Source organism: Rhodoferax sp. TH121 (assembly GCF_002251855.1).
Lineage (GTDB): Bacteria > Pseudomonadota > Gammaproteobacteria > Burkholderiales > Burkholderiaceae_C > Allorhodoferax.
In genome coordinates, this window is sequence record NZ_NOXW01000020.1 from 139,093 (window position 1) to 158,459 (window position 19,367).

Annotated in this window: 16 protein-coding genes and 1 riboswitch; of the genes, 7 read left to right on the forward strand and 9 right to left on the reverse strand. The window is 63.9% G+C overall.

Features of this window, described 5'->3' with window-relative positions:
• Nucleotides 1-5 precede the first annotated feature (5 nt).
• From CHU94_RS06720 to CHU94_RS06750, 7 genes are all read left to right on the forward strand, one after another.
• A complete protein-coding gene (locus CHU94_RS06720) occupies nt 6-1,487 on the forward strand; it encodes a DUF1501 domain-containing protein (protein ID WP_094478075.1) in 1,482 nt (493 codons plus the stop codon).
• A complete protein-coding gene (locus CHU94_RS06725) occupies nt 1,484-2,602 on the forward strand; it encodes a saccharopine dehydrogenase family protein (RefSeq protein ID WP_094478077.1) in 1,119 nt (372 codons plus the stop codon). Before CHU94_RS06720 ends, CHU94_RS06725 begins: the two co-directional genes overlap by 4 nt.
• Nucleotides 2,603-2,606: 4 nt before the next feature.
• On the forward strand, nt 2,607-2,972 hold the full coding sequence (locus tag CHU94_RS06730) for a DoxX-like family protein (protein ID WP_094478079.1): 366 nt from the start codon (nt 2,607-2,609) through the stop codon (nt 2,970-2,972).
• Nucleotides 2,969-3,445 carry a DUF2269 domain-containing protein gene (locus CHU94_RS06735; protein WP_094478081.1) on the forward strand — a complete coding sequence of 159 codons (477 nt, stop codon included), beginning with the start codon at nt 2,969-2,971 and terminating at the stop codon, nt 3,443-3,445. Before CHU94_RS06730 ends, CHU94_RS06735 begins: the two co-directional genes overlap by 4 nt.
• A gap of 41 nt (nt 3,446-3,486) precedes the next feature.
• Nucleotides 3,487-3,580: riboswitch (TPP riboswitch) on the forward strand.
• A 60-nt stretch (nt 3,581-3,640) separates the two neighbouring features.
• Complete coding sequence (locus CHU94_RS06740) at nt 3,641-4,672, forward strand: thiamine ABC transporter substrate binding subunit (protein ID WP_094479266.1); 1,032 nt, start codon at nt 3,641-3,643, stop codon at nt 4,670-4,672.
• 24 nt (nt 4,673-4,696) lie between these two features.
• Nucleotides 4,697-6,283 carry an iron ABC transporter permease gene (locus CHU94_RS06745; RefSeq protein WP_255033870.1) on the forward strand — a complete coding sequence of 529 codons (1,587 nt, stop codon included), beginning with the start codon at nt 4,697-4,699 and terminating at the stop codon, nt 6,281-6,283.
• Nucleotides 6,276-6,944: an ABC transporter ATP-binding protein gene (locus CHU94_RS06750; RefSeq protein WP_094478083.1), complete on the forward strand. Its 669-nt coding sequence runs from the start codon at nt 6,276-6,278 to the stop codon at nt 6,942-6,944. The genes CHU94_RS06745 and CHU94_RS06750 overlap by 8 nt, the downstream gene beginning before the upstream one ends.
• Nucleotides 6,945-6,967: 23 nt before the next feature.
• Here CHU94_RS06750 and CHU94_RS06755 read toward each other — a convergent pair whose 3' ends face one another.
• The 9 genes from CHU94_RS06755 to mutL all read right to left on the reverse strand — a co-directional run bounded on the left by CHU94_RS06755 (nt 6,968) and on the right by mutL (nt 19,344).
• The gene (locus tag CHU94_RS06755; protein WP_255033871.1) at nt 6,968-7,807 is read right to left on the reverse strand and encodes an ABC transporter substrate-binding protein; all 840 of its coding nucleotides are present in this window, start codon (nt 7,805-7,807) and stop codon (nt 6,968-6,970) included.
• A 66-nt stretch (nt 7,808-7,873) separates the two neighbouring features.
• The gene (locus tag CHU94_RS06760) at nt 7,874-8,527 is read right to left on the reverse strand and encodes an ABC transporter ATP-binding protein (protein ID WP_094478085.1); all 654 of its coding nucleotides are present in this window, start codon (nt 8,525-8,527) and stop codon (nt 7,874-7,876) included.
• The gene (miaA, locus tag CHU94_RS06765) at nt 8,524-9,495 is read right to left on the reverse strand and encodes a tRNA (adenosine(37)-N6)-dimethylallyltransferase MiaA (protein ID WP_094478087.1); all 972 of its coding nucleotides are present in this window, start codon (nt 9,493-9,495) and stop codon (nt 8,524-8,526) included. The genes CHU94_RS06760 and miaA overlap by 4 nt, the downstream gene beginning before the upstream one ends.
• Nucleotides 9,492-10,865 (reverse strand): MATE family efflux transporter, encoded by a 1,374-nt coding sequence (locus tag CHU94_RS06770; RefSeq protein ID WP_255033872.1) that lies wholly within the window; start codon nt 10,863-10,865, stop codon nt 9,492-9,494. Before CHU94_RS06770 ends, miaA begins: the two co-directional genes overlap by 4 nt.
• Nucleotides 10,866-10,947: 82 nt before the next feature.
• A complete protein-coding gene (locus CHU94_RS06775; protein WP_094478091.1) occupies nt 10,948-12,123 on the reverse strand; it encodes a glycerophosphodiester phosphodiesterase in 1,176 nt (391 codons plus the stop codon).
• 75 nt (nt 12,124-12,198) lie between these two features.
• Nucleotides 12,199-13,092, reverse strand: coding sequence for a DMT family transporter (locus tag CHU94_RS06780; RefSeq protein ID WP_094478093.1), 894 nt, complete (start codon nt 13,090-13,092; stop codon nt 12,199-12,201).
• Nucleotides 13,093-13,157: 65 nt separating this feature from the next.
• Nucleotides 13,158-16,442 (reverse strand): EAL domain-containing protein, encoded by a 3,285-nt coding sequence (locus CHU94_RS06785; RefSeq protein ID WP_141211406.1) that lies wholly within the window; start codon nt 16,440-16,442, stop codon nt 13,158-13,160.
• A 140-nt stretch (nt 16,443-16,582) separates the two neighbouring features.
• The gene (locus CHU94_RS06790) at nt 16,583-17,329 is read right to left on the reverse strand and encodes a DNA alkylation repair protein (RefSeq protein ID WP_094478097.1); all 747 of its coding nucleotides are present in this window, start codon (nt 17,327-17,329) and stop codon (nt 16,583-16,585) included.
• Between the two features lie 2 nt (nt 17,330-17,331).
• The gene (mutL, locus tag CHU94_RS06795; RefSeq protein ID WP_094478099.1) at nt 17,332-19,344 is read right to left on the reverse strand and encodes a DNA mismatch repair endonuclease MutL; all 2,013 of its coding nucleotides are present in this window, start codon (nt 19,342-19,344) and stop codon (nt 17,332-17,334) included.
• Between the last annotated feature and the right edge of the window lie 23 nt (nt 19,345-19,367).

Here is a 19,367-nt window from a genome sequence, read left to right on the forward strand (position 1 = left end):
CTGCCATGCACCTGCTCCGACCCCATCTGCATACCCGCCGCGCCTTCTTGCAGCGCGCCGGGCAACTCACGCTGGCAGGCACTGCCTTGCCCACTGCCCTGAACCTCGCTGCGCTGGGGGAAGCCGCAGCAGTTACCGTCACCGATTACAAAGCGCTGGTCTGCGTCTTCCTGTATGGCGGCAATGACTACGCCAATACCGTGGTGACTTTCGACCCAGCTAGCTATGCACAGTACGCGGTTGTGCGGGGTGGTACGGGAGACGCGGGCGGCGGCATTGCGCTGGCCCGTGCTGATTTGGAGCGCACGCTGCTCAAGCCGCAGCGGGCGCTGGCAGAGGGCCGGCAGTACGCACTGCACCCCGCCATGACCGGGCTGGCCGATTTGTTCAACGCCGGGCAGGCAGCGGTGCAACTGAATGTGGGGCCGCTGGTGGTGCCGCTCACCCGTGCGCAGTTCAATAGTGCAGACCGCAAGACCTACCCGCTTCCACCCAAGCTGTTTTCGCACAACGATCAGCAGTCCATCTGGCAGTCGTCGTCGCCCGAGGGTTCTACCGTGGGCTGGGGCGGGCACTTGGGCGACTTGGCGTTGCGCAGCAATGCCAAGTCCTTGTTCACCTGCATGTCGGTCACAGGGAATGCGGTGTTTTTGTCGGGTGATTCGGCGCTGCAATACCAGGTCAGTACCGGCGGCGCGGTGCGTGTGCGCGCTGCTACCGATAACGCGGTCTACGGCTCCAAAGCCGTGAAAGATTTGCTGTCCCAGATGATTTCCGAGCCCAGCGCCCACCCGCTAGAGAACGAGTACGTGCGCGTGATGCAGCGCTCGCGCGAGGCCGAGGTGCACGTAGCCGCCGCACTGGCTGGCAGCCAGACCAGTGCCAAGCCACTTGCCACCGAATTCCCGACGGGTAACCCGCTGGCCGACCAGCTGAAGATGGTGGCCCGCCTGATCCAGGGCCGCGACGTGCTGGGCGCCAAACGCCAGGTGTTCATGGTCTCGCTGGGCGGTTTTGACCTGCATGACAACCTGATCGCCCAGCAGCCCGTGCTGATGGGGCGCGTGAGTGAGGCAATGGCGGCGTTTTACCGCGCCACGGTCGAGCTTGGCGTGGCGCAACAAGTAACCAGCTTCACCGCGTCCGACTTCGGCCGCACGCTCACCTCCAACGGTGACGGTTCCGACCACGGCTGGGGTGGCCACCATCTGGTGGTGGGCGGCGCCGTCAAGGGGCGCGCCTTTTATGGCGCGCCGCCTCCGGTCAGCGTGGGCAACACCGGCGCGCCGGAGGACCAGTGGCACGTGGGCCAAGGCCGCTTGCTGCCCAGCACCTCGGTCGATCAGTACGCCGCCACATTGGCGCGCTGGTTTGGTGTGGGCCCGAAAGAGCTGGGCGGCATTCTGCCGAACCTGCGGCAGTTTGGTGTTGAGGCTGGGCGGCCCGACTATCCTGTGGATTTGGGATTCATGGGGATGCCTGCATGAGAGTGATGGTGTTGGGGGGCTATGGAAATTTTGGGGCACGCATTTGTCGCGCGTTGGCGGCGGATTCGTCCATCGAATTGCTGGTGGCCGGGCGCTATGAAAGTCGAGCCTCCGCGTTTGCCCAAGCACTGAACCAGATCCACCACCGCCATGCCAAGGGTGTGGCGGTGGACTGGCAAAGTGCCCACTTTGTGCAAACCCTGCAGGCGCATGGCGTGGAGTTACTGCTCCACACGGCGGGCCCGTTCCAGGGACAGAACTATGTGGTGGCCCAAGCGTGTGCCGAGGCTGGTGCGCACTACATCGACCTGGCCGACGGTCGGCGGTTTGTCTGCGACTTTGCCGCGGCCCTGCAGGCTCCGTTTGTTGCCGCCAATCGCATAGCCATCACCGGTGCCAGCACGGTGCCTGCGCTGTCGTCAGCCGTGGTGGATTTTTTGTCCCGTGGCTGGTCGCGCATCGACAGCATCGATATCTGCATCGCTCCAGCCCAAACCGCACCGCGCGGTGTCGCGACACTGGAGGCCGTATTGAGCTACTGCGGCATGCCCATTCCGGTGTGGGTGGGCGGGCGCTGGCAGGACCGGGCCGGCTGGGCCGATCTGCAGCCTGTGCAGTTTGCGCGCCTGCGGCCACGCCTCGGCGCGGTGTGCGACATCCCGGACCTGGCGCTGTTCCCCACCCACTACGGCGTGCGAGACCGCGTGGAGTTTCGTGCTGCACTGGAGGTGGGGCTGTCCCAGCGCGCCTTTGCGGTGCTGGCGTGGCTGCGGCAACGGGGCGTGCTCAAGAATCCCGGGTCCTTGGCCCGGCTGCTCAACGCTGGCGCCAAGCTGTTTGACCCACTGGGCTCTGCCCTGGGCGGCATGGTAGTGCGGGTGGCGGGGGTGAACGCGGATGGCGCATCAGTGAAACGCGCCTGGCACATCTCCGCCGACAACGACCACGGCCCCGAAATTCCCTGCATGGCCGCTATCCTGCTCGCCCGTCGGCTGGCGGCGGGTGAGACTGTGGAGCCGGGTGCACGCGCCTGTGTGGGCCTGCACGCACTGGAAGATTTTGCGCCCGAATTCGCCAAGTGGGGCATGGTGACGGATGTGGTGGAAGAGGGTTGAGCGGATGGCACATACAGAGGCGCGTTGGCTGCGGTACAGCCTGGTATTTGTGTGGCTGGCCACGGCGATGGTCAGCGTGCAGGAGTTGCAGGGCCAGAGTCGCGCGCCGCTGGTGGCCAGCGGCGTGACGGATGTGCGTGTGGCCAATGCCCTGGTGTGGGCGGGGGCTGCCGTGGACGCGGTGCTGGGCTTACTGTTGCTGGTGTGGCCAGTGCGGCGCGTGTATGGCCTGGCCTTGCTAGCCATGCTGGGCATGACCGTGGTGGCCACCTTGCTGCAGCCGGTGCTGTGGTTGCACCCGCTGGGACCGTTGACCAAGAACGTGCCGATTGCGGTGGTGTTATGGATATTGATGCGGAGGTCACAGTGAGCCTGTATCTATTCCTGAAGTGGGTGCACGTGCTTTCAAGCGTGGTGCTGGTGGGCACCGGCTTTGGCACCGCCTTTTTCTTCTTCTATGCCAACCGTAGCGGCGTGGTGGCCGCGCAGGCCGTGGTGGCACGGCTGGTAGTACGGGCCGACACCTGGTTCACTTCACCCGCGGTGGTGATCCAGCCAATCACCGGCGTGTGGATGGCCTACCTGGCCGGTTACCCCTGGACCACGCCCTGGTTGCTGGTGACGGTGGCGCTCTACCTATTCACCGGCGCCTGCTGGACGCCCGTGGTGGCACTGCAGCTGCGCATGGCGGACATGGCACAAGTGGCGCATGAAAAGGACGAGCCTTTGCCGAAGCTGTATTGGCAGTACGTGCGCCGCTGGGAGCTGCTCGGCTACCCGGCTTTCATCGCCATGCTGGCGGTGTTCTACCTGATGGTGGCCAAGCCAGCCTTGTGGGCATAGGCCTGTGCTGGAGGCCCACAGACGCAAAAGCCTACAATCCACGCTTCCACCGGGGGTGTCCGTCACAGGACTGAGAAATACCCCATGTACCTGATCTGGGTTATGCCAGCGTAGGAAGTGTGAGAGACCTGTCCCGTCTTGCGGGTGCCGGTTTTTGATGCGACCCGCGGCTGGCGCATTGAAAGCGAGCACACCATGCACCACGGGATTTTTTCGTTTCTGAAGACTAGCTTGGCCACCGCGCTGCTGGCGGGCGGCCTCAGTGCCGCGCAGGCTGCCGATCTGCGTGTGCTGACGCACAGCTCTTTTACTGTGCCCAAGCCCCTGCTGGCACAGTTTGAAAAAGACACGGGCGTGAAGCTGCGCATCACCAAAGGCGGTGACGCGGGCGAGATGCTCAACAAGCTCATTCTGACCAAGGCCAATCCAATCGCCGATGTGGTCTACGGCATTGACAACGCATTGGCCCCCAAGGCCCTGGCTGCAGGTGTGCTGGACAGCTATACCGGCGCTGCCGCCAGCCGCAAGCCCGCTGCCGAGCTGCCGGCACCACTGGTGCCGGTGGATTACGGCTACGTGACGCTGAACTACGACAAAGCCTGGTTCGCCAAGAACGGTGTGGCCGTGCCCAAGGCGCTGGACGACCTGACCCAGCCCGCCTACGCCAAGTTGCTCGTCGTGCAAAACCCTGCTACCAGCAGTCCCGGCTACGCCTTTTTGCTGGCCACCATTGGTGCCATGGGCGAGGACAAGGCCTTTGACTTCTGGGCCAAGTTGCGCGCCAACGGCTTGAAAGTGGCCAAGGGGTGGAGCGAGGCTTACTACACCGAGTTCAGCCAGAACGGCGGCAAGCACCCCATCGTGGTGAGTTACGTCACCAGCCCGGCCGCTGAGGTGTTTTACGCCAAGACCAAGCTGGCTGAGCCGCCCACAGGTTCGCTGAGCTTGCCCGGTGCGGTGTTCCGCCAGGTGGAGGGCGTGGCGCTGGTGAAGGGCGGCAAGGAACGTGCCGCGGCCGAGAAGTTTGTCGAGTTCATGCGCTCCGCCGCCGTGCAGCAGGGCATGCAGACCGAGATGTGGATGTACCCCGCCGAGGCTGGGGTGGCCAAGTCCGATGCCTTCAAGTTCGCCCCCGAACCCACGGCCTTCCACGCACCCAGCGATGCCGACATTGCTGCCAAGGGCGCTGACTGGGTTGCGCGTTGGACCAAGGTGGTTCTGAAGTAAAGGCTGCAACCTGAGTCTGCAGGCGTGAGCGTGCGCCACCGCAACCCTGCGCAGCCCTTGGCGGGCTGGCTACTGCCTCTGCTGCCACTGGTATTTTTGCTGGTGGTGCTGGTTGCGCCTGCGCTGCGGCTCTTGGTGGAAGGCGGGCGCGGCGAGGCGGGCATTGCCACGGTGTTCGCGCCTTGGCTGGACCCCTACCTGCGCGGGCGCATGGCTTGGTCGTTTTTGCAGGCCAGTATCACCTGTATCGCATCCCTCATCCTCGGCCTGCCCATGGCCTGGGTGCTGGCGCGCTTTGACTTTGCCGGCCGCACGCTGATGCTGCGCGGGCTCATGCTGCCCTTTGTGGTGCCCACGCTGGTGGCGGCCATGGGGGTGCTGGCGCTCTTGGGGCCGCAGGGTCTGCTGGTGCGCCTGGGCGGGCCGGACCTGCAAGGCACGCCCTGGCTGCTGCTGTACGGCAATCTGTTTTTCAACCTCTGTGTGGTGGTGCGCGCGGGCACAGACGCGCTGGGGCACGTGAGTGCCTCGCGTGTGGCCGCAGCACGTACGCTGGGCGCTACGCCCTGGCGCGCCTTCTGGCGCGTGGAGTGGCCGGCCATTGCCCCCTGGCTGGCGTCGGCGCTGTGCCTCGTCTTCCTCTACTGCTTTGCTGGCTTTGGCTTGGCGCTGGTGCTGGGCGGGCAGGACTACGCCACGGCCGAGGTGGAGATCTACACCTTGGTCGCGCATGAGCTGCAGCTGCAGCAGGCCGGTGTGTTGGCGGTGTGGATGCTGCTGCTGACCGCCCTGGCGGCGCTGGCCTATGCCGCCATCGAACGCCGCCTGGCCGCGCCGGGCCGTGCGGACCGCATGCAGCGTCTGCAGCCCCAGGGCTTGGTGCAGTGGGCCGCCGTGCTGTCCGTGGTCGCAGTTTATATGCTGATTTGTGCTCTACCGCTCATAGCTATTGCGCAAGCAGCTATCAATTCAGGAGCGGAGGCATGGGCCGTGCTGCTGGAAGAAGACACCTTTGCCGCACTGTGGAACACGGCGCGCTTCACCGCAGTATCCCTGTTGCTGGCCACCGCGCTGGGGCTGGCGCATGCGCTGGCGGCGCGGCGCGTGCTGTGGCTGCGGGCGCTGGTGTTTTTGCCCTTCATGGTATCGCCAGTGATGGTGGCCTTTGGCCTCTTGTTGCTGTACCCGGCGTGGACCGGCAGCTTCAGCCTGCTGGTGGCGGCCTATGCCTTGCTGGCCTACCCGTTTGTGGCCAAGTCCATTGCCTCCGCGTTGAACAGCCTGCCGGAACACTATCTGGACGCCGCGCGGAGCTTGGGTGCCAGTCCGTGGCGCGCCTTTTTGCGGGTGACGCTGCCGCTGCTGGCGCCCGCACTGCGCCGGGGCATGGCGTTTGCGGCGGCTACGGCGGTGGGCGAGTTTGCGGTGACGCTGTTTTTGTCGCGCCCCGAATGGGCCACACTCACCACCCTTATCTACCAACACCTGGGCCGCCCCGGTGCGGCCAACCGTGGCGCCGCGCTGGTGCTGGCCTGCGTGCTCATGGGGCTGGCGTTGCTGGCCTTTGTACTGATTGAATGGAAGCGCCCCGAGGACCCGGACCATGCTTGAGCTGCAAGCCATCTGCAAACATTGGCAGCCCCATACCCCGCGCCATGCAGCACCCCGCGCGCTGCTGCAAGACCTGACACTGCAGGTGCGCCCCGGCGAGACGGCGGCGCTGCTGGGGCCTTCAGGCAGCGGCAAGAGTACGCTGCTCAAGATCGTGGTCGGGCTGGAGCCGCCCGAGAGCGGCCGCGTGTTGTTCGCTGGCCAGGACATTACCGCGACACCACCCGAGCGACGCGGCTTTGCGCTGATGTTCCAGGACTTTGTGCTGTTCCCGCACCTGAATGTGCGGGACAACGTGGCTTTTGGCTTGGTGGAGCAGGGGATGCGCAAGGCCGATGCACGCGCGCAGGCCGTGGCCATGCTGGAGCGCTTTGGTCTGCAGGCCTATGCCAAGTCTAAGGTTTGGCAGCTGTCGGGTGGTGAGCAGCAGCGCGTGGCGCTGGCCCGTGCGCTGATCACCCAGCCACGCGTGCTGCTGTTGGACGAGCCATTTTCCGCGCTGGATGCTGAATTGCGCTTGCAGCTGCGCCAGGAGTTTGTACAGCGTATCGCCGAGTTCCAAATGGCCACGGTTGTGGTGACCCATGACGAAACCGAGGCGCGTGCCATGGGCACGCGCGGTTATCGCTTGGTGGACGGGGCGCTTGCGCCGCAGTGGTGAGAGGACGGACGCGCGCCGGGGGCCTACTTGCTGTCGCGTGGCCGGATGCTCTCCTTGAGTACGGAGGCTGGGTAGTAAGTTTGGAAACTCTTCCACAGGGTGCTGGCTACCGTGGGGCGGTTGAGCAGGGCGAGCAGGGTGGCGCTGTCTTCCTTGCTGACCGAGGACTTGGAGATGTAGAGACCGTTGTCGCCCCAGGGCAGCTCGGCAATCGGGTCAAAACGCAGCTTGTCCAGCAGGTCGCTAACCCGTGCATCGTCCTGAATGGCGCCGACCAAAATCACGGGCGCCATGATGGTTACGTCGCCCGGATTGGCTTTGAGTACACGGGCCACTGCCAGAGGGTCTGACTCCAGTACCAAGCGGTTTTGTCGTTGCAAGACTTCGATCAGCTCTTGGTAGGGTTGGCCGTAGTCAAAGCCGCGCACAAGGACCACGCGCACGTCTTTGCGCTCAATCAGGTCATACATGCTTTTGAAGGGCGCGCGACGTGCGTCTTGGGCGATGACAGTGGCGCGGCTGCGGGTGAGTGGCACAAAAATGCCGTGTTCGTCGCGCCGCGGTGTCCTGACAGCAGGCACCAACAGGTCGGCCTTGGCGGTTTCAAACAGCAGCTCCTGGCGTGCCCGCGGCACCGGGGTCAGTACAAATTCGCAGCCATCTTTGCCGCCCAGGGAACGCAGCAACTCGGGGTAGATGCCACTGATCGCTCCCTCGTTGATGATCACGCTTTGGCCGGTAGAAGACATGGGCACTTGCATGGGGCGGCTGCAATCCGCCTGCGCTGCCAGGCTGCAGAGGGCGCAGGCAGTGGCTGTTAGCAGGTGGCGCATGTGGGTGCGGGCGCGGCGTTGTGTATGCATGAAATCCAGTCTAGCGCAAGCGTGGACACTTGTGTTGCGAGGGGTCTCGCCGCAGTGACCGTCTGTTCAGGGCGATGGCGCGATGCCATCCGCGCGCAGGTGCAGCACCCGGTCGGCCTGCGCGGTAGCGGCTAGCGAATGGGTGACCAGCACCAGCGCCGTGCTGTGCTGGCGGGTTTGCGCCACCAGGGCGTCCATCACCTTGGCGGCGGTGGTCGGGTCCAGGTTGCCGGTGGGTTCATCGGCTAGCAAGAGCGCGGGCTGGTGCACCAGCGCCCGTGCAATGGCCACACGCTGCAGCTGCCCGCCGCTGAGCTGCTGTGGCAGGCGTGCGCCCAGGCCGCCCAGGCCCACAGCCTCCAACAGTGCTTCCACGCGGGTTGGGTCAGGCCGGTTCAGCAGGAGCAGGGGCAGCGCCACGTTCTGCGCAACGTCCAGATGCGGTAGCACGTGGAAGGCCTGGAACACAAAGCCTACGGCCTCACGGCGTAGCAGGGCGCGGGCGTCGTCGGTCATGCCACCCAGGTCATGCTCGGCCAGCTGCACGCTGCCGCTGTCCCAGTGGTCCAGCCCGGCCATGCAGTTGAGCAGGGTGGACTTGCCCACGCCCGATTCGCCCACGATGGCGACAAACTCGCCCGGCGCTACGTCCAGCGACACGTTGGCAAACACCGGCGTGCTGCCGTAGTGCTTGCTGAGGTTCTGCACGCGCAGGCTCATGAGGCTGCCCGGTTGTGCAGTGCCGCGTCTACAGCCGCCAGCACCTGCGCCAGCGCGTCGGGTGCGTCGGCCGGCACGATCTGGCGCTGCGGCATGGAGCGCAGCCAGGTGATTTGCCGCTTGGCGAGTTGGCGCGTGGCGGCAATGCCTTTGTCGCGCAGCTCGGTGATGGGCCACAGGCCGTCCAAGGCCTCCCAGGCTTGCCGGTAGCCCACGCAGCGCACGCTGGGCAGGTCCAGGTGCAAATCGCTCCGTGCGCGCAGGGCCTGCACCTCGTCCAGAAATCCCTGGGCCAGCATGGCGTCAAAGCGCTGGGCGATGCGGCCGTGTAGCCAGGCGCGATCGGCCGGTTCCAAGGAAATTAAGGCTCTAGACCTCGTGGATTCTGCGCGAGAAGCTTCTGTTTCGATAGCACTTTTGGCTGCGTGGAAGTGCGACAAGGGCAGGCCGGAGATGCGGAACACCTCCAGCGCGCGCTGGATGCGCTGGCTGTCGGCCGGGGCGAGGCGGGCGGCAGTGACAGGGTCCACCTCTGCCAGTTGTGCGTGCATGGCGGGCCAGCCTTTCTCGGCCGCCTCGGCGTCCAGCACGGCGCGCACCTCAGGGTTGGCGGCGGGCATGTCGTCCAGCCCGTCAAACAGGGCCTTGAAGTACAGCATGGTGCCGCCCACCAGCAGCGGCAACTTGCCGCGTGCGGCAATATCCACGATCAGCGCCTGCGCGTCCTTCACAAACTCGGCTGCGCTGTAGGCGTGCAGTGGGTCGCGGATGTCGATGAGGTGGTGCGGTACGGCGGCCAGCTCGGCAGTGCTGGGCTTTGCAGTGCCTATGTCCATGCCGCGAAACACCAGTGCGGAGTCTACGCTGATGATTTCGCAGGGATGGCGCTGTGCAATCGCCAGCGCCGCGGCGGTCTTGCCGCTGGCAGTGGGACCCGCCAGGCAGAGGTGAAAAGGCAGCGTGCTCATGCAGCCCGCCCTGGCAGATGGTCCCGTGCCACTTTGCGCAAGAGCAGCACCAAGCCCACAGCGGCCACGGTCAGGCCCACCACCAGCGCAATCCAGAAGCCCTGCGCGCCCATGGCCTGGGCCGGGCGCCAGGGCAGCCACTGCGGTGCCAGGCCCAATACGCAGCCCAGGGGCAAGGAGAAGCCCCAGAACGCGGTGAGGTGGATGACCATGGGGCTGCGCGTGACCTTATAGCCCCGGATGGCGCAGCTGATCACCACCTGGGCCGAGTCCGACAGCTGGAACGCTGCGGCCAGCAAGAGCAGATTTGCTGCCAGTGCAGCCACGGCCGCGTCATTGGTGTAGGCCCATGCAATCTGGTGGGCGCACAGGGCCATGGCGATGGCTGACAGCACACCAAAGCCCAGCCCAGCGTTCACGCCCACCCAGGCCCGAAAGCGCGCCGCCACCGGGTCGCCCGCGCCTAGCGACTGGCCCACGCGCGTGAGCAGCGCAATGCCCAGGCTCAGTGGCACCATAAAGACCAGCGAGGTGAAGTTCAGCGCGATTTGGTGCGCGGCTACCTCGCGGCTGCCAAATTCGGCAATCAAGAGCGCGATGAGTCCGAAGGCGCTGGTCTCGGCAAAGTAGGTGATACCAATGGGAAAGCCCAGCTTCCACAAGGCGCGCAGCTTGGCCGGGTGTGGCCATTCCCAATGGCCAAAGGGCCAGGTGCTGCGGTAGGCCGGTGCAAATTTCATCCACGCCAGCAGGCCCCCAAAGTTGAGCCACACGCACAGCAGCGTGGCCCAGGCGCAGCCCAGCCCACCCAGTCGCGGGAAGGGGCCTACGCCGAACACCAGCAACCAGTTCACCAGTACGTTCAGCGCCAGCGCGGCCAGCGACATCACCATGAGGGGTTTGGTCTGGTTCAGGCTGGCGCTGTAGCCGTAGAGCACGCGGTAGCAGGCGAAGGCCGGCAGGCCAAAGCTGATGATGACAACAAAACCGCTGGCCACCTCGCGCACATGGGGTTCGATGTCCATGTGGTCGAACACACGGGCCGCCAGCTGGACCAGCACCATGGCACACAGGCCCACGCCCAAGGCTTTCCACAGACCCTGGCGCACCAGATGGGGCACATTGTCAAATTCTTGCGCGCCCACGTGGTGGGCAACCAGTGGCGCCACCGACATCATCAGCCCCATGAGGGTGATGATGGTGATGTTCCAGATGGAGACCCCCAGTGAGATACCGGCCAGGTCGTGCGCGGAGGCATGGCCGGCCATGGCCACATCCACCACCGACATGCCCACATTGGCCAACTGACCGATCAAGATCGGCCAAGCCAAGTGCCACAGGGCCACCAGCTCGGCGACAGTGCGCCGCATGCGAGAAAGGGAAGACGGGAGAGGAATGGCAGACATGGGCCTGCCATTCTAGGGGCGCGGTCTGCCCCAGTTGCTGTTGCGATTATTGGCCGTCGCGCGCGGTGACAGCGGTGTCCGGGAAGTCGCTGAATACGCCGTCCACCCCCAGTGCGAAGAAGCGCTTGTACTCGGCCTTGGGGTCGCCCTTGTAGTCGGACAGCAGGCCAGGGGCCTCGCTGCGGAAGGTGTAGGGGTGCACAAACAGGCCCGCAGCGTGGGCATTCTTCACCACGCCGGTGGGTGGCAGGGCCACGCGGTCGGCGTCGGTGATCTTGCCGTCGCCATTCAGGTCGCGGGGTTTGCCATCGGCACCCAGCACATGGGCTGCGCTCGCAAGGTAGGGCTTCCAGGGGCCAATGCCGTCGGCGTAGGTCTTAACTTCCGCCAGTCCTTTGGGGGTCAGCAGGTCGGGGAAGGTGCGGCTGTCCTTGGCTACGGCAAAGTCATACGGCTTGTCAAAGGGGGCCACCAGGGTCACGTTGCCTTTGGAGTCCACATCGTCGGCGTCCACCAGCTGCACCAAGCGTACCTGGGTCAACTTGCGCAGGGCTTTGAGGTTGGAGACTTCGAAGGACTGGATGATGACCGGGGAGTCTTTCTTGGTGTAGCCGTACTCGGCCAGCAGGGCCAGCAGGCGCGGCTCGATGGGCAGGCCGGCGTCCACGTGATAGGTGGGGTGTTTGGTTTCGGGGTAGACGCCGATGGTGCGGCCGGTACGGACAGATTCCGACTTGGCGAGCTCCAAAATTTCGCGGAAGGTAGGGATTTGGAACTGGCCGTCAAACGACTTGTCGCGTGCGGCGTTGGGCTGTTTGGCGCGCAGGGTGCGTAGCTCGGCCAGCGTGAAGTCGGTGGCAAACCAGCCGGTTTCGTTCACACCGTCCACCTTGCGCGTGGTCTTGCGGCCGGCGAACTCGGGGCGGGCCGCAACGTCGGTGGTTGCGGTGATGTTGGGTTCGTGGCGGGCGACCAGCTCACCATCTTTGGTGACAACCAAGTCGGGTTCGATGAAGTCTGCGCCCATCTCCACGGCCTTTTTGTAGGAAGCCAGTGTGTGCTCGGGCAGGTAGCCACTGGCACCGCGGTGGCCAATGACCAGTGGCTTGGCGCCGTTCAGCGTGGGATAGGCGGATTTCTGCAGGCCGGTGTTGGCGCAAGCCGCCACCAAGGCAGCGGCAGACAAAGCTACTGCGGTGGCGGTAAAACGAAAATGTGTCATGGAATGTCCCTTGGTTTGATACGGCTAGCGGCGGATGATGGGCTTGCCGTGTGACCAAACCATGACAGGCGGGTTTCAGGGCTTGGCGTCGATCAGGTCCAGCCAACGCTGCAAAGGGTTGAAACCTGTGATGAGCGCGCTGGCCACCAGCACCAGAGCCCCGCCTATCAGCAGACCGCTGCCTAGCGCCTCGCCCAAAAAAAGGTGGCCCCACAGCACACCAAACACGGGGATCATAAAAATGGGGCTCATAGCGGCCACCGGGGTCACGTGGCGCAGGATGCGCAGGTGCGCCCAGTAAGCCAAACCCGACGTGACAATGCCCATGACAGCGACGGCCAGGAGCGCCTGTAGGGAGAAATGTGCTTGCGGCAAACTGTAGGCGGCGCCAGGCAGCAGCATCAGCAAGGACAGCGCATGGATGCTGGCGGCAATTTGCAGAGGCTGCATGTAGCCCACGGCCTGCTTGGTAATGGGGGCTGAAAAACCGTAGCAAGCCGACGCAGTGATGCACGCCAACACTGCCAGCACCACAGTTGGAGATGGCTGCACTGGCCCCAGACTCACAATAAAGGCCACGCCCGCGAAACCACAGATGCACCCCAGCACCTTGCGTGTGGTGATGGTGTCTTCTCCCATGCGGGCCGAGGCAAACATGCCGAAGATCACCGCCGTGGAATTGAGCAGCGCGCTGTAGCCCGCGGGCAACTGTAGCCCGGCCCAGGCAAACAGCAGAAAGGGCACGGCCACCGACAGTGCGCCAATAACGGCCAGCGTGCGCCAGTGCTGCCAGGCCCAAGGCTGGCGCATGGCACGCATCAGAATCGCCAGTGTGGCGGTTGCCAGACCCACGCGCAGCAGTGCCAGCACATTGGGGCCGAACACGGGGCTGGCGATGCGAATAAAGAGGAAGGAAGCGCCCCACAGGGCAGACAGCGCAACCAGTTGGGCAAAGTATTTGGTTTTCATGCGTCGGACATTGTCCGCCCACGACAAGCAAACCCTGGCCGGGAAAGAACAAAAAAAATAGGAGCTTAGGCGGGCACCTGCTGCCAGCGCAGCGCTTCCTCCACCGTCGCGACGGGCTGTGGTTTGCCAAAGTAGTAGCCCTGGTAGACGTCGCAGCCCATGTCGGCCAGGGCAAGGTGCTGTCCATCGGTTTCCACGCCCTCGGCGATCACGCGCAAGCCCAGGCTGTGGCCCAGCGAGATGATGGTGTTGGCGATGGTGGCGTCGTTGGGGTCGGTGAGGAGATCGCGGACAAAGCCCTGGTCAATTTTTAGCTGTTGCAGTGGCAGGCGCTTCAGATAGGCCAGAGAGGAGTATCCCGTTCCGAAGTCGTCCAGCGAGAAGCTCACCCCGTGTGCGCGCAAGGCGTTCATCTTGAGCACCAAATCTTCCATGTTGGCAGCCAAGGTGCTTTCCGTCAGTTCGAGTTCGAGGCGACCGGCGGGGGCGCCACTGCGCAGCAGGGTCCGCTCAACCTGGGCCACGAAGTCCGCTTGGGCAAACTGGGCGGCACTCACGTTCACCGCAATGCTGAGGTGGGCAGTGGCCGGGTTCTGCGCCCAGCGCTGGAGCTGTTGGCAGGCGGTTTCCAGAACCCATTGGCCTAGCGTTAGGATCAGGCCGGTATCTTCGGCCAAGGGGATGAAGTGCGCGGGGGATACCAAGCCGCGCTCAGGGTGCTGCCAGCGAATCAGCGCCTCAACGCCCAGGACGCGCCCCAACGCGTCGACTTGCAGCTGGTAGTACAGGACGAACTCATGGGCTTGCAAGCCACGGCGGATGTCTTCCTCCAACTGGTTACGCTCCACTGCTTTGGCTTGCATGGCGGGGTCAAAGAAGCAAAAGGTATTGCGCCCCGCAGCTTTGGCTTGGTAGAGCGCAGCGTCGGCTTCTTTGAGCAGGTCGTCATAACTCTTGCTGTTTTCCACAAACAGTGCAATGCCCACGCTGGTGGTGGCTACGTGCGGTTTGCCCTGCAGGCTGCAGGGCTCGGCCAGCAGTTGCAGGACCTTGTGGGCGACAACTTCAGTGCGCGTCGCCGCTTCTTGATGGTGGGCACTGAGGTTTTCCAGTACCAGCACAAACTCGTCACCACCCAAGCGGGCCACGGTGTCACCCTCACGCACTGCCATCTGAAGGCGCTGTGCCACCTGTTGTAACAAATCATCGCCCACCGCATGGCCCTGGGTGTCGTTGACTTGTTTGAAATGGTCCAGGTCCAGAAACATGACTGCGCCATACAACCCGCTGCGGCTGGAGGCGGCCAGCGCATGGCGCAAATGGTCGGCCAACAGGCGGCGGTTGGGCAGGCCGGTCAAGCCGTCATAAAACGCGAGCCTGCGGATTTCCTCTTCGTCTGAGCGTCGCTGGGTGATGTCGCGCACCAATCCGATAAACGTGGCTTCGCCCAAGTGCTCGGTTTTCGATACCGACAGGTTCATGGGGAATGTGCTGCCGTCCTTGCGTCGGCCTTCCAGCTCCCGAGGGCGGTCAATCACACGCTCCTCACCCGTGTGGCGGTAGTGCGCAAGGTAACTGTCGTGCTGGCTTCGGTGGGGCTCTGGCATCAGCATCGAGACATTGTGTCCGACCACTTCGTCAACGCTGTAGCCAAACATGGCAGACGCAGCTTTGTTGAAGGTCCGCACCAAACCGTCCGGACCGATCGTAACCACCCCATCAGCCATGTTGTCCAGGATGGCCTTCGTATGTTGCAGCGAGGCACGCAGCGCGTGTTTGGCGCGCACCCGTTCGGTAATGTCCCGCTGCACCGATACCCAATGCGTGTACCAGCCCGTGTTGTCAGCAATGGGGGCGATGTTGAGCTCGACCCAAAACTCTTTCCCGCTTTTGCTGTAATTGATGAGCTCCGCATGCACCGGTTGCCAGTGTTGCAAGCTATGTCGAATTTGATCGAGCACCGTCCGGTCGGTGTTGGGCCCCTGCAGCAGCCGCGGGGTTTGACCCAGTACTTCTGCCCGCGTGTAGCCGGTCTGGCGTTCAAACGCATCATTCACAAACACAATGCGCGGCCCGTTCCCGAGCAAGGGCTCGGCTTCCGTGATGAGTACGATGTCGTTCAGGTCGGCCATCGCAGTACCCAGGAGTTTGAGTTGCTGCTCCGACTCCATGCGCTCCGTCACCTCGCGGGTCAAGACGATGAGCCGCTGGGGCGATCCAGTCTCCACCGCCTTGCGGGCTGCGGAAAGCTCAAACCAGCGCCAGCCATTACGCAGGCGGAGTTTGACCAGATAGCCGCTGGTGCGGCCCTTGTCCATGGCCTCCTGCAGGGCTGCCAGTACGGTGTTGGCTGCTGCCTGGGGCATCACATCCCGCACATTTTTCCCCACCAGCGTATGGGGCGGTATGCCCAAAAGGTCTATTTGTGGCGTGTGGTAGCTGTGGTAGGTCCCGTTGAGCTCCATCTCAAAAATCATGTCCGGCACGGCTTCCAGCGTTGCCTTGAGGCTGTTTTGCACGGTGTCCAGTGCTTGGTAGGGGCGCTGTACGGTGGCAACAAATATGCTCCGGTACAAATACAAGTAGGCAATGACCTTGTAGACATGACCGGCCAGATTGAAAAGGTCCGTCACGTTGGCATACATCGTGAAAAACAGCTCGCTCATGGCCATGGTCAGCACCGCGCCCAGCATGGCCGTGGCATGGAGTCCCCGTTCGGTCCGCTGGCGTCGCAGCAGGCATGCTGCGGCCACCAAGTGCAGGCCGATGAGACCAAATTCGAGTCGAATCTTGAGTGTCGTTAGACCGCTGCCCGCGATGAATGTGCGGGGAATGGAGGTGGGATAAAACAAAAAAATCCAGTGGGCCAGGACCACAAAAGCCAGAACGCCTGCCAATAGCCCCCAACGGTACACAGGCCGTTGAAGCGGCTTCCAGGGCACGGCCGCGACCAGCACCAGGCTTACCGCGGCCAGAAAACGCGCGGCCAGCCAGAAGTTGATCGCTTTCTCCGGGTCGCTCGGGGTGACGTAGGCCGGCATGCCCTTGAATGACATCAAGTGGGAGAAATCGAGCAGCGCCACGCCCAGAAAGGTGTAGGCCAGCAAGGGCATGCTGCCGGAGGTCTTGTGGGATTGTGCGTTCCAGGCCGTTGCAAAGATCAATCCCGACACCACAATCGAGACAATTTCCAGCAGGGAGTGCAGGGGCTCGAAGCCTGCAATGCCCCGCAGGCTGTCTGGTACCTCCACCCAGAGCAAAAACAACATGCCCGCCAGCAGCGCTAGCAACTGGCTACGTATCGTGCGGACATCTCCCCAGAGCCCGGGTTGGGGTGCAACAGTGTTCAAAAAACAATCTCCTGCGGCTTGGGACGCGCGTGCCCCGGATCAGTTCATGAAAGATAAGGGGAATGGGCGATGGCGTACAGAGCTGGGGCTTGATGCAAGTCAATGTTGCCGAGATTAGCCTGCCGATCCATGGCTTGTTTTCACCTGACGCCAGTGCCGGAGAAGTCGCCTTGCAGGAAAGCGCTGCGCTGGGATGTGGTGAATCTTTCGATCGCATAACGCAGCGTGGTACGGGGCAGGGCGGTGTAGTGGGTGCCCAGAAACCCCAGCAGCTTCGCTTCGTCCCGCTTGCCCAGCTCGCGCAGCATCCAGCCGCAGGCTTTGTGCATGAGGTCGTGCGAGTCGGTCAGCAGCTGGGCATAGAGTTTGAGCGCATCGTCAAAGTCGCTCGCGCGGATGAAGGCAAAGGTGCTGAGTACGGCGATGCGTCGGTCCCAGAGTACGGGAGATTTCGCGAGCTCCCAGATCACGCTGCGGTCACGCTCTAACAGGTAGGGGCCGCTGATGTAGGGCGCCGCGCCATCCACCAGATTCCAGTTGTTCACGCGGTTGCGGTGTGCCATGAAGCAGTCGTAGACCGCGGTCTGCACATCGGCCTTGCCCTTGGTGAAGCGCCGTACCAGGATGTCCAGCGCCAGCACGCGCACCTCGTTGTAGGGGGACTGCAGCAAGGCGGCGCAATCATCGAGCGTGAGGGTGTTGAACTGGCGCGCAGTCTCGCGGATCACCGGCACGCGGATGCCGAGGAACTGATCGCCTTCACCGTACTGGCCGGGCCCGCTTTGGAAGTAGCGTGCTGCAGTTTCGGCTTTGCTGGCATCGGCCAGCGCGAACAGCGCCGCTTCGGCCGCCCGGGCTTCTGCACTGAGGCCCGGCACCGACTGCATGGCTATCGGCCGCGCAAAAACAGGCTGTCCAGCTCCTTGAGTGTGAGCTGGCGCCAGGTGGGGCGGCCGTGGTTGCACTGGTCGCTGCGCTCGGTGGCTTCCATGTCACGCAAGAGCGCGTTCATTTCTTCGAGGGTGAGTTTGCGGTTGGCGCGCACAGCGCCGTGGCAGGCCATGGTGCCCAGAATTTCGTTTTGTGCGCGCTGGATGACGGTGCTGGCATCGTGCTGGGCCAGTTCGGCCAGCACGCTGCGGGCGAGCTCCACGGCGTCACCCTTTGCCAGCGTGGTGGGGACGGCGCGCACAGCCAGGGTTTTGGGCGAGAAGGGACTGATTTCCAAACCCAGGGTATGGAGCGTGGCGACGTGTGCCTCTGTGGTGGCCACTTCATCGGGGGTGGCGGCAAAGGTGGCCGGGATGAGCAGGGGCTGGCTGGCCAGCGGGTGTACGCTGCCATCGGGGGCGGTGAGGCTGATTTGCTGTTTCAGGCGCTCGTACACGATGCGTTCGTGGGCAGCGTGCATGTCCACAATCACTAGGCCTTGGGCGTTTTCGGAGAGGATGTAGACGCCTTGGAGTTGGGCAATCGCTCTTCCTAAGGGCCAAGCTTCCTCTTCGTTGGGTAGGCGGTTGGGCGGCAGAGCGTTCTGCTCCGTGTCCCCCGCCCGCTTTGCGGGCTCCTCCTTGACCTGCGCAGAACGCTCTGCCGCCCAACCTTCTAGGGTTGCGGAGGGGTTGGCATAGCGTTGCCAGAGCAGGCTGATGTCGTTGACGCGGTGGCCGATCAGGCCTTCTTCTGCTTCAAATTTGATAGCTGATTGCGCACTATACATGGGCGCTACTGGCTTGTTGGGCACATAGACGCCGGGTGTGGGCAGTGCGCTGGCGTCGCTGCTAGTCCCAAACAGGCTGGGCGCCTGGGCCTGGCCCGAGACTGCGCCGGCAGCCGTGGCGGCGCGCGGCGTGGCCAGGGTGTCTTCCACCGCATGGCGCACGGCCTGGTGCACTTCGCGGCTGTCGCGGAAGCGCACTTCGATCTTGGTGGGGTGCACGTTCACGTCCACGCGCGTCGGGTCCATGGCCACATAGAGCGCGTAGACCGGCTGGCGGTTTCCGTGCAGCACGTCTTCATAGGCGCTGCGGGCGGCGTGGGTGAGGACCTTGTCGCGCACAAAACGGCCGTTCACATAGCAGAACTGCTGGTCGGCACGGGAGCGGGCGGCATCGGGCACCCCGGCGCGGCCCCAGACGCGCAGGGCGGGCTGCTCGTATTCGTTGGTTGGCTTGCTGTGCCAATCCACGCGCACACTTTGGGCCAAAAATTCGGGGCCGAGCACATCGCTCAAACGTTGGTCCAAGGCGGCCAGAGCGGCGTCCATCGGAGCCTCATTCAGCGGCATATCGAGGCACCGGCGCCACTGTTCCACCAGTTTGCCTTCGTGCCAGATGGCAAAGCCCACGTCCGGGCGCGCCAGCGCGTGGCGGCGTACGGACTCGATGCAGTGGGCCAGCTCAGTGGCGTCGGTCTTGAGGAATTTGCGACGCGCCGGGGTGCTGTAGAACAGCTCTTTGACTTCCACCGTGGTGCCCTGGCCGCGCGCAACCGGGCGCAGCTCGCCAGTGCGGCCATCGAGCAAATAGGCATCATTGATGCCGCTGGCGCGCGACAGAATAGCGCAATCAGCTATGGAATTGATAGCGGCCAGTGCCTCCCCGCGAAAGCCCATGGTGGCCACGCTCTCCAGGTCGTGCAGGTTGCCGATCTTGCTGGTGGCGTGGCGCTTGAAGGCGATCGGCAGTTCGTCACGCAGGATGCCCTGGCCGTCGTCCTCCACGCTGATAAGGCGCACACCACCGGCCAGCAGCCGCAATGTGATCTGGGTGGCGCCAGCGTCCAGCGCGTTGTCAACCAGTTCACGCACCACACTGGCGGGGCGTTCCACCACCTCCCCGGCCGCAATCTGGCTGATGAGTTCGTCGGGAAGTTCGCGGATAGGGCGGCGGGGGGCGGGCATTAGTGGTGCGTTCACCGGGACAT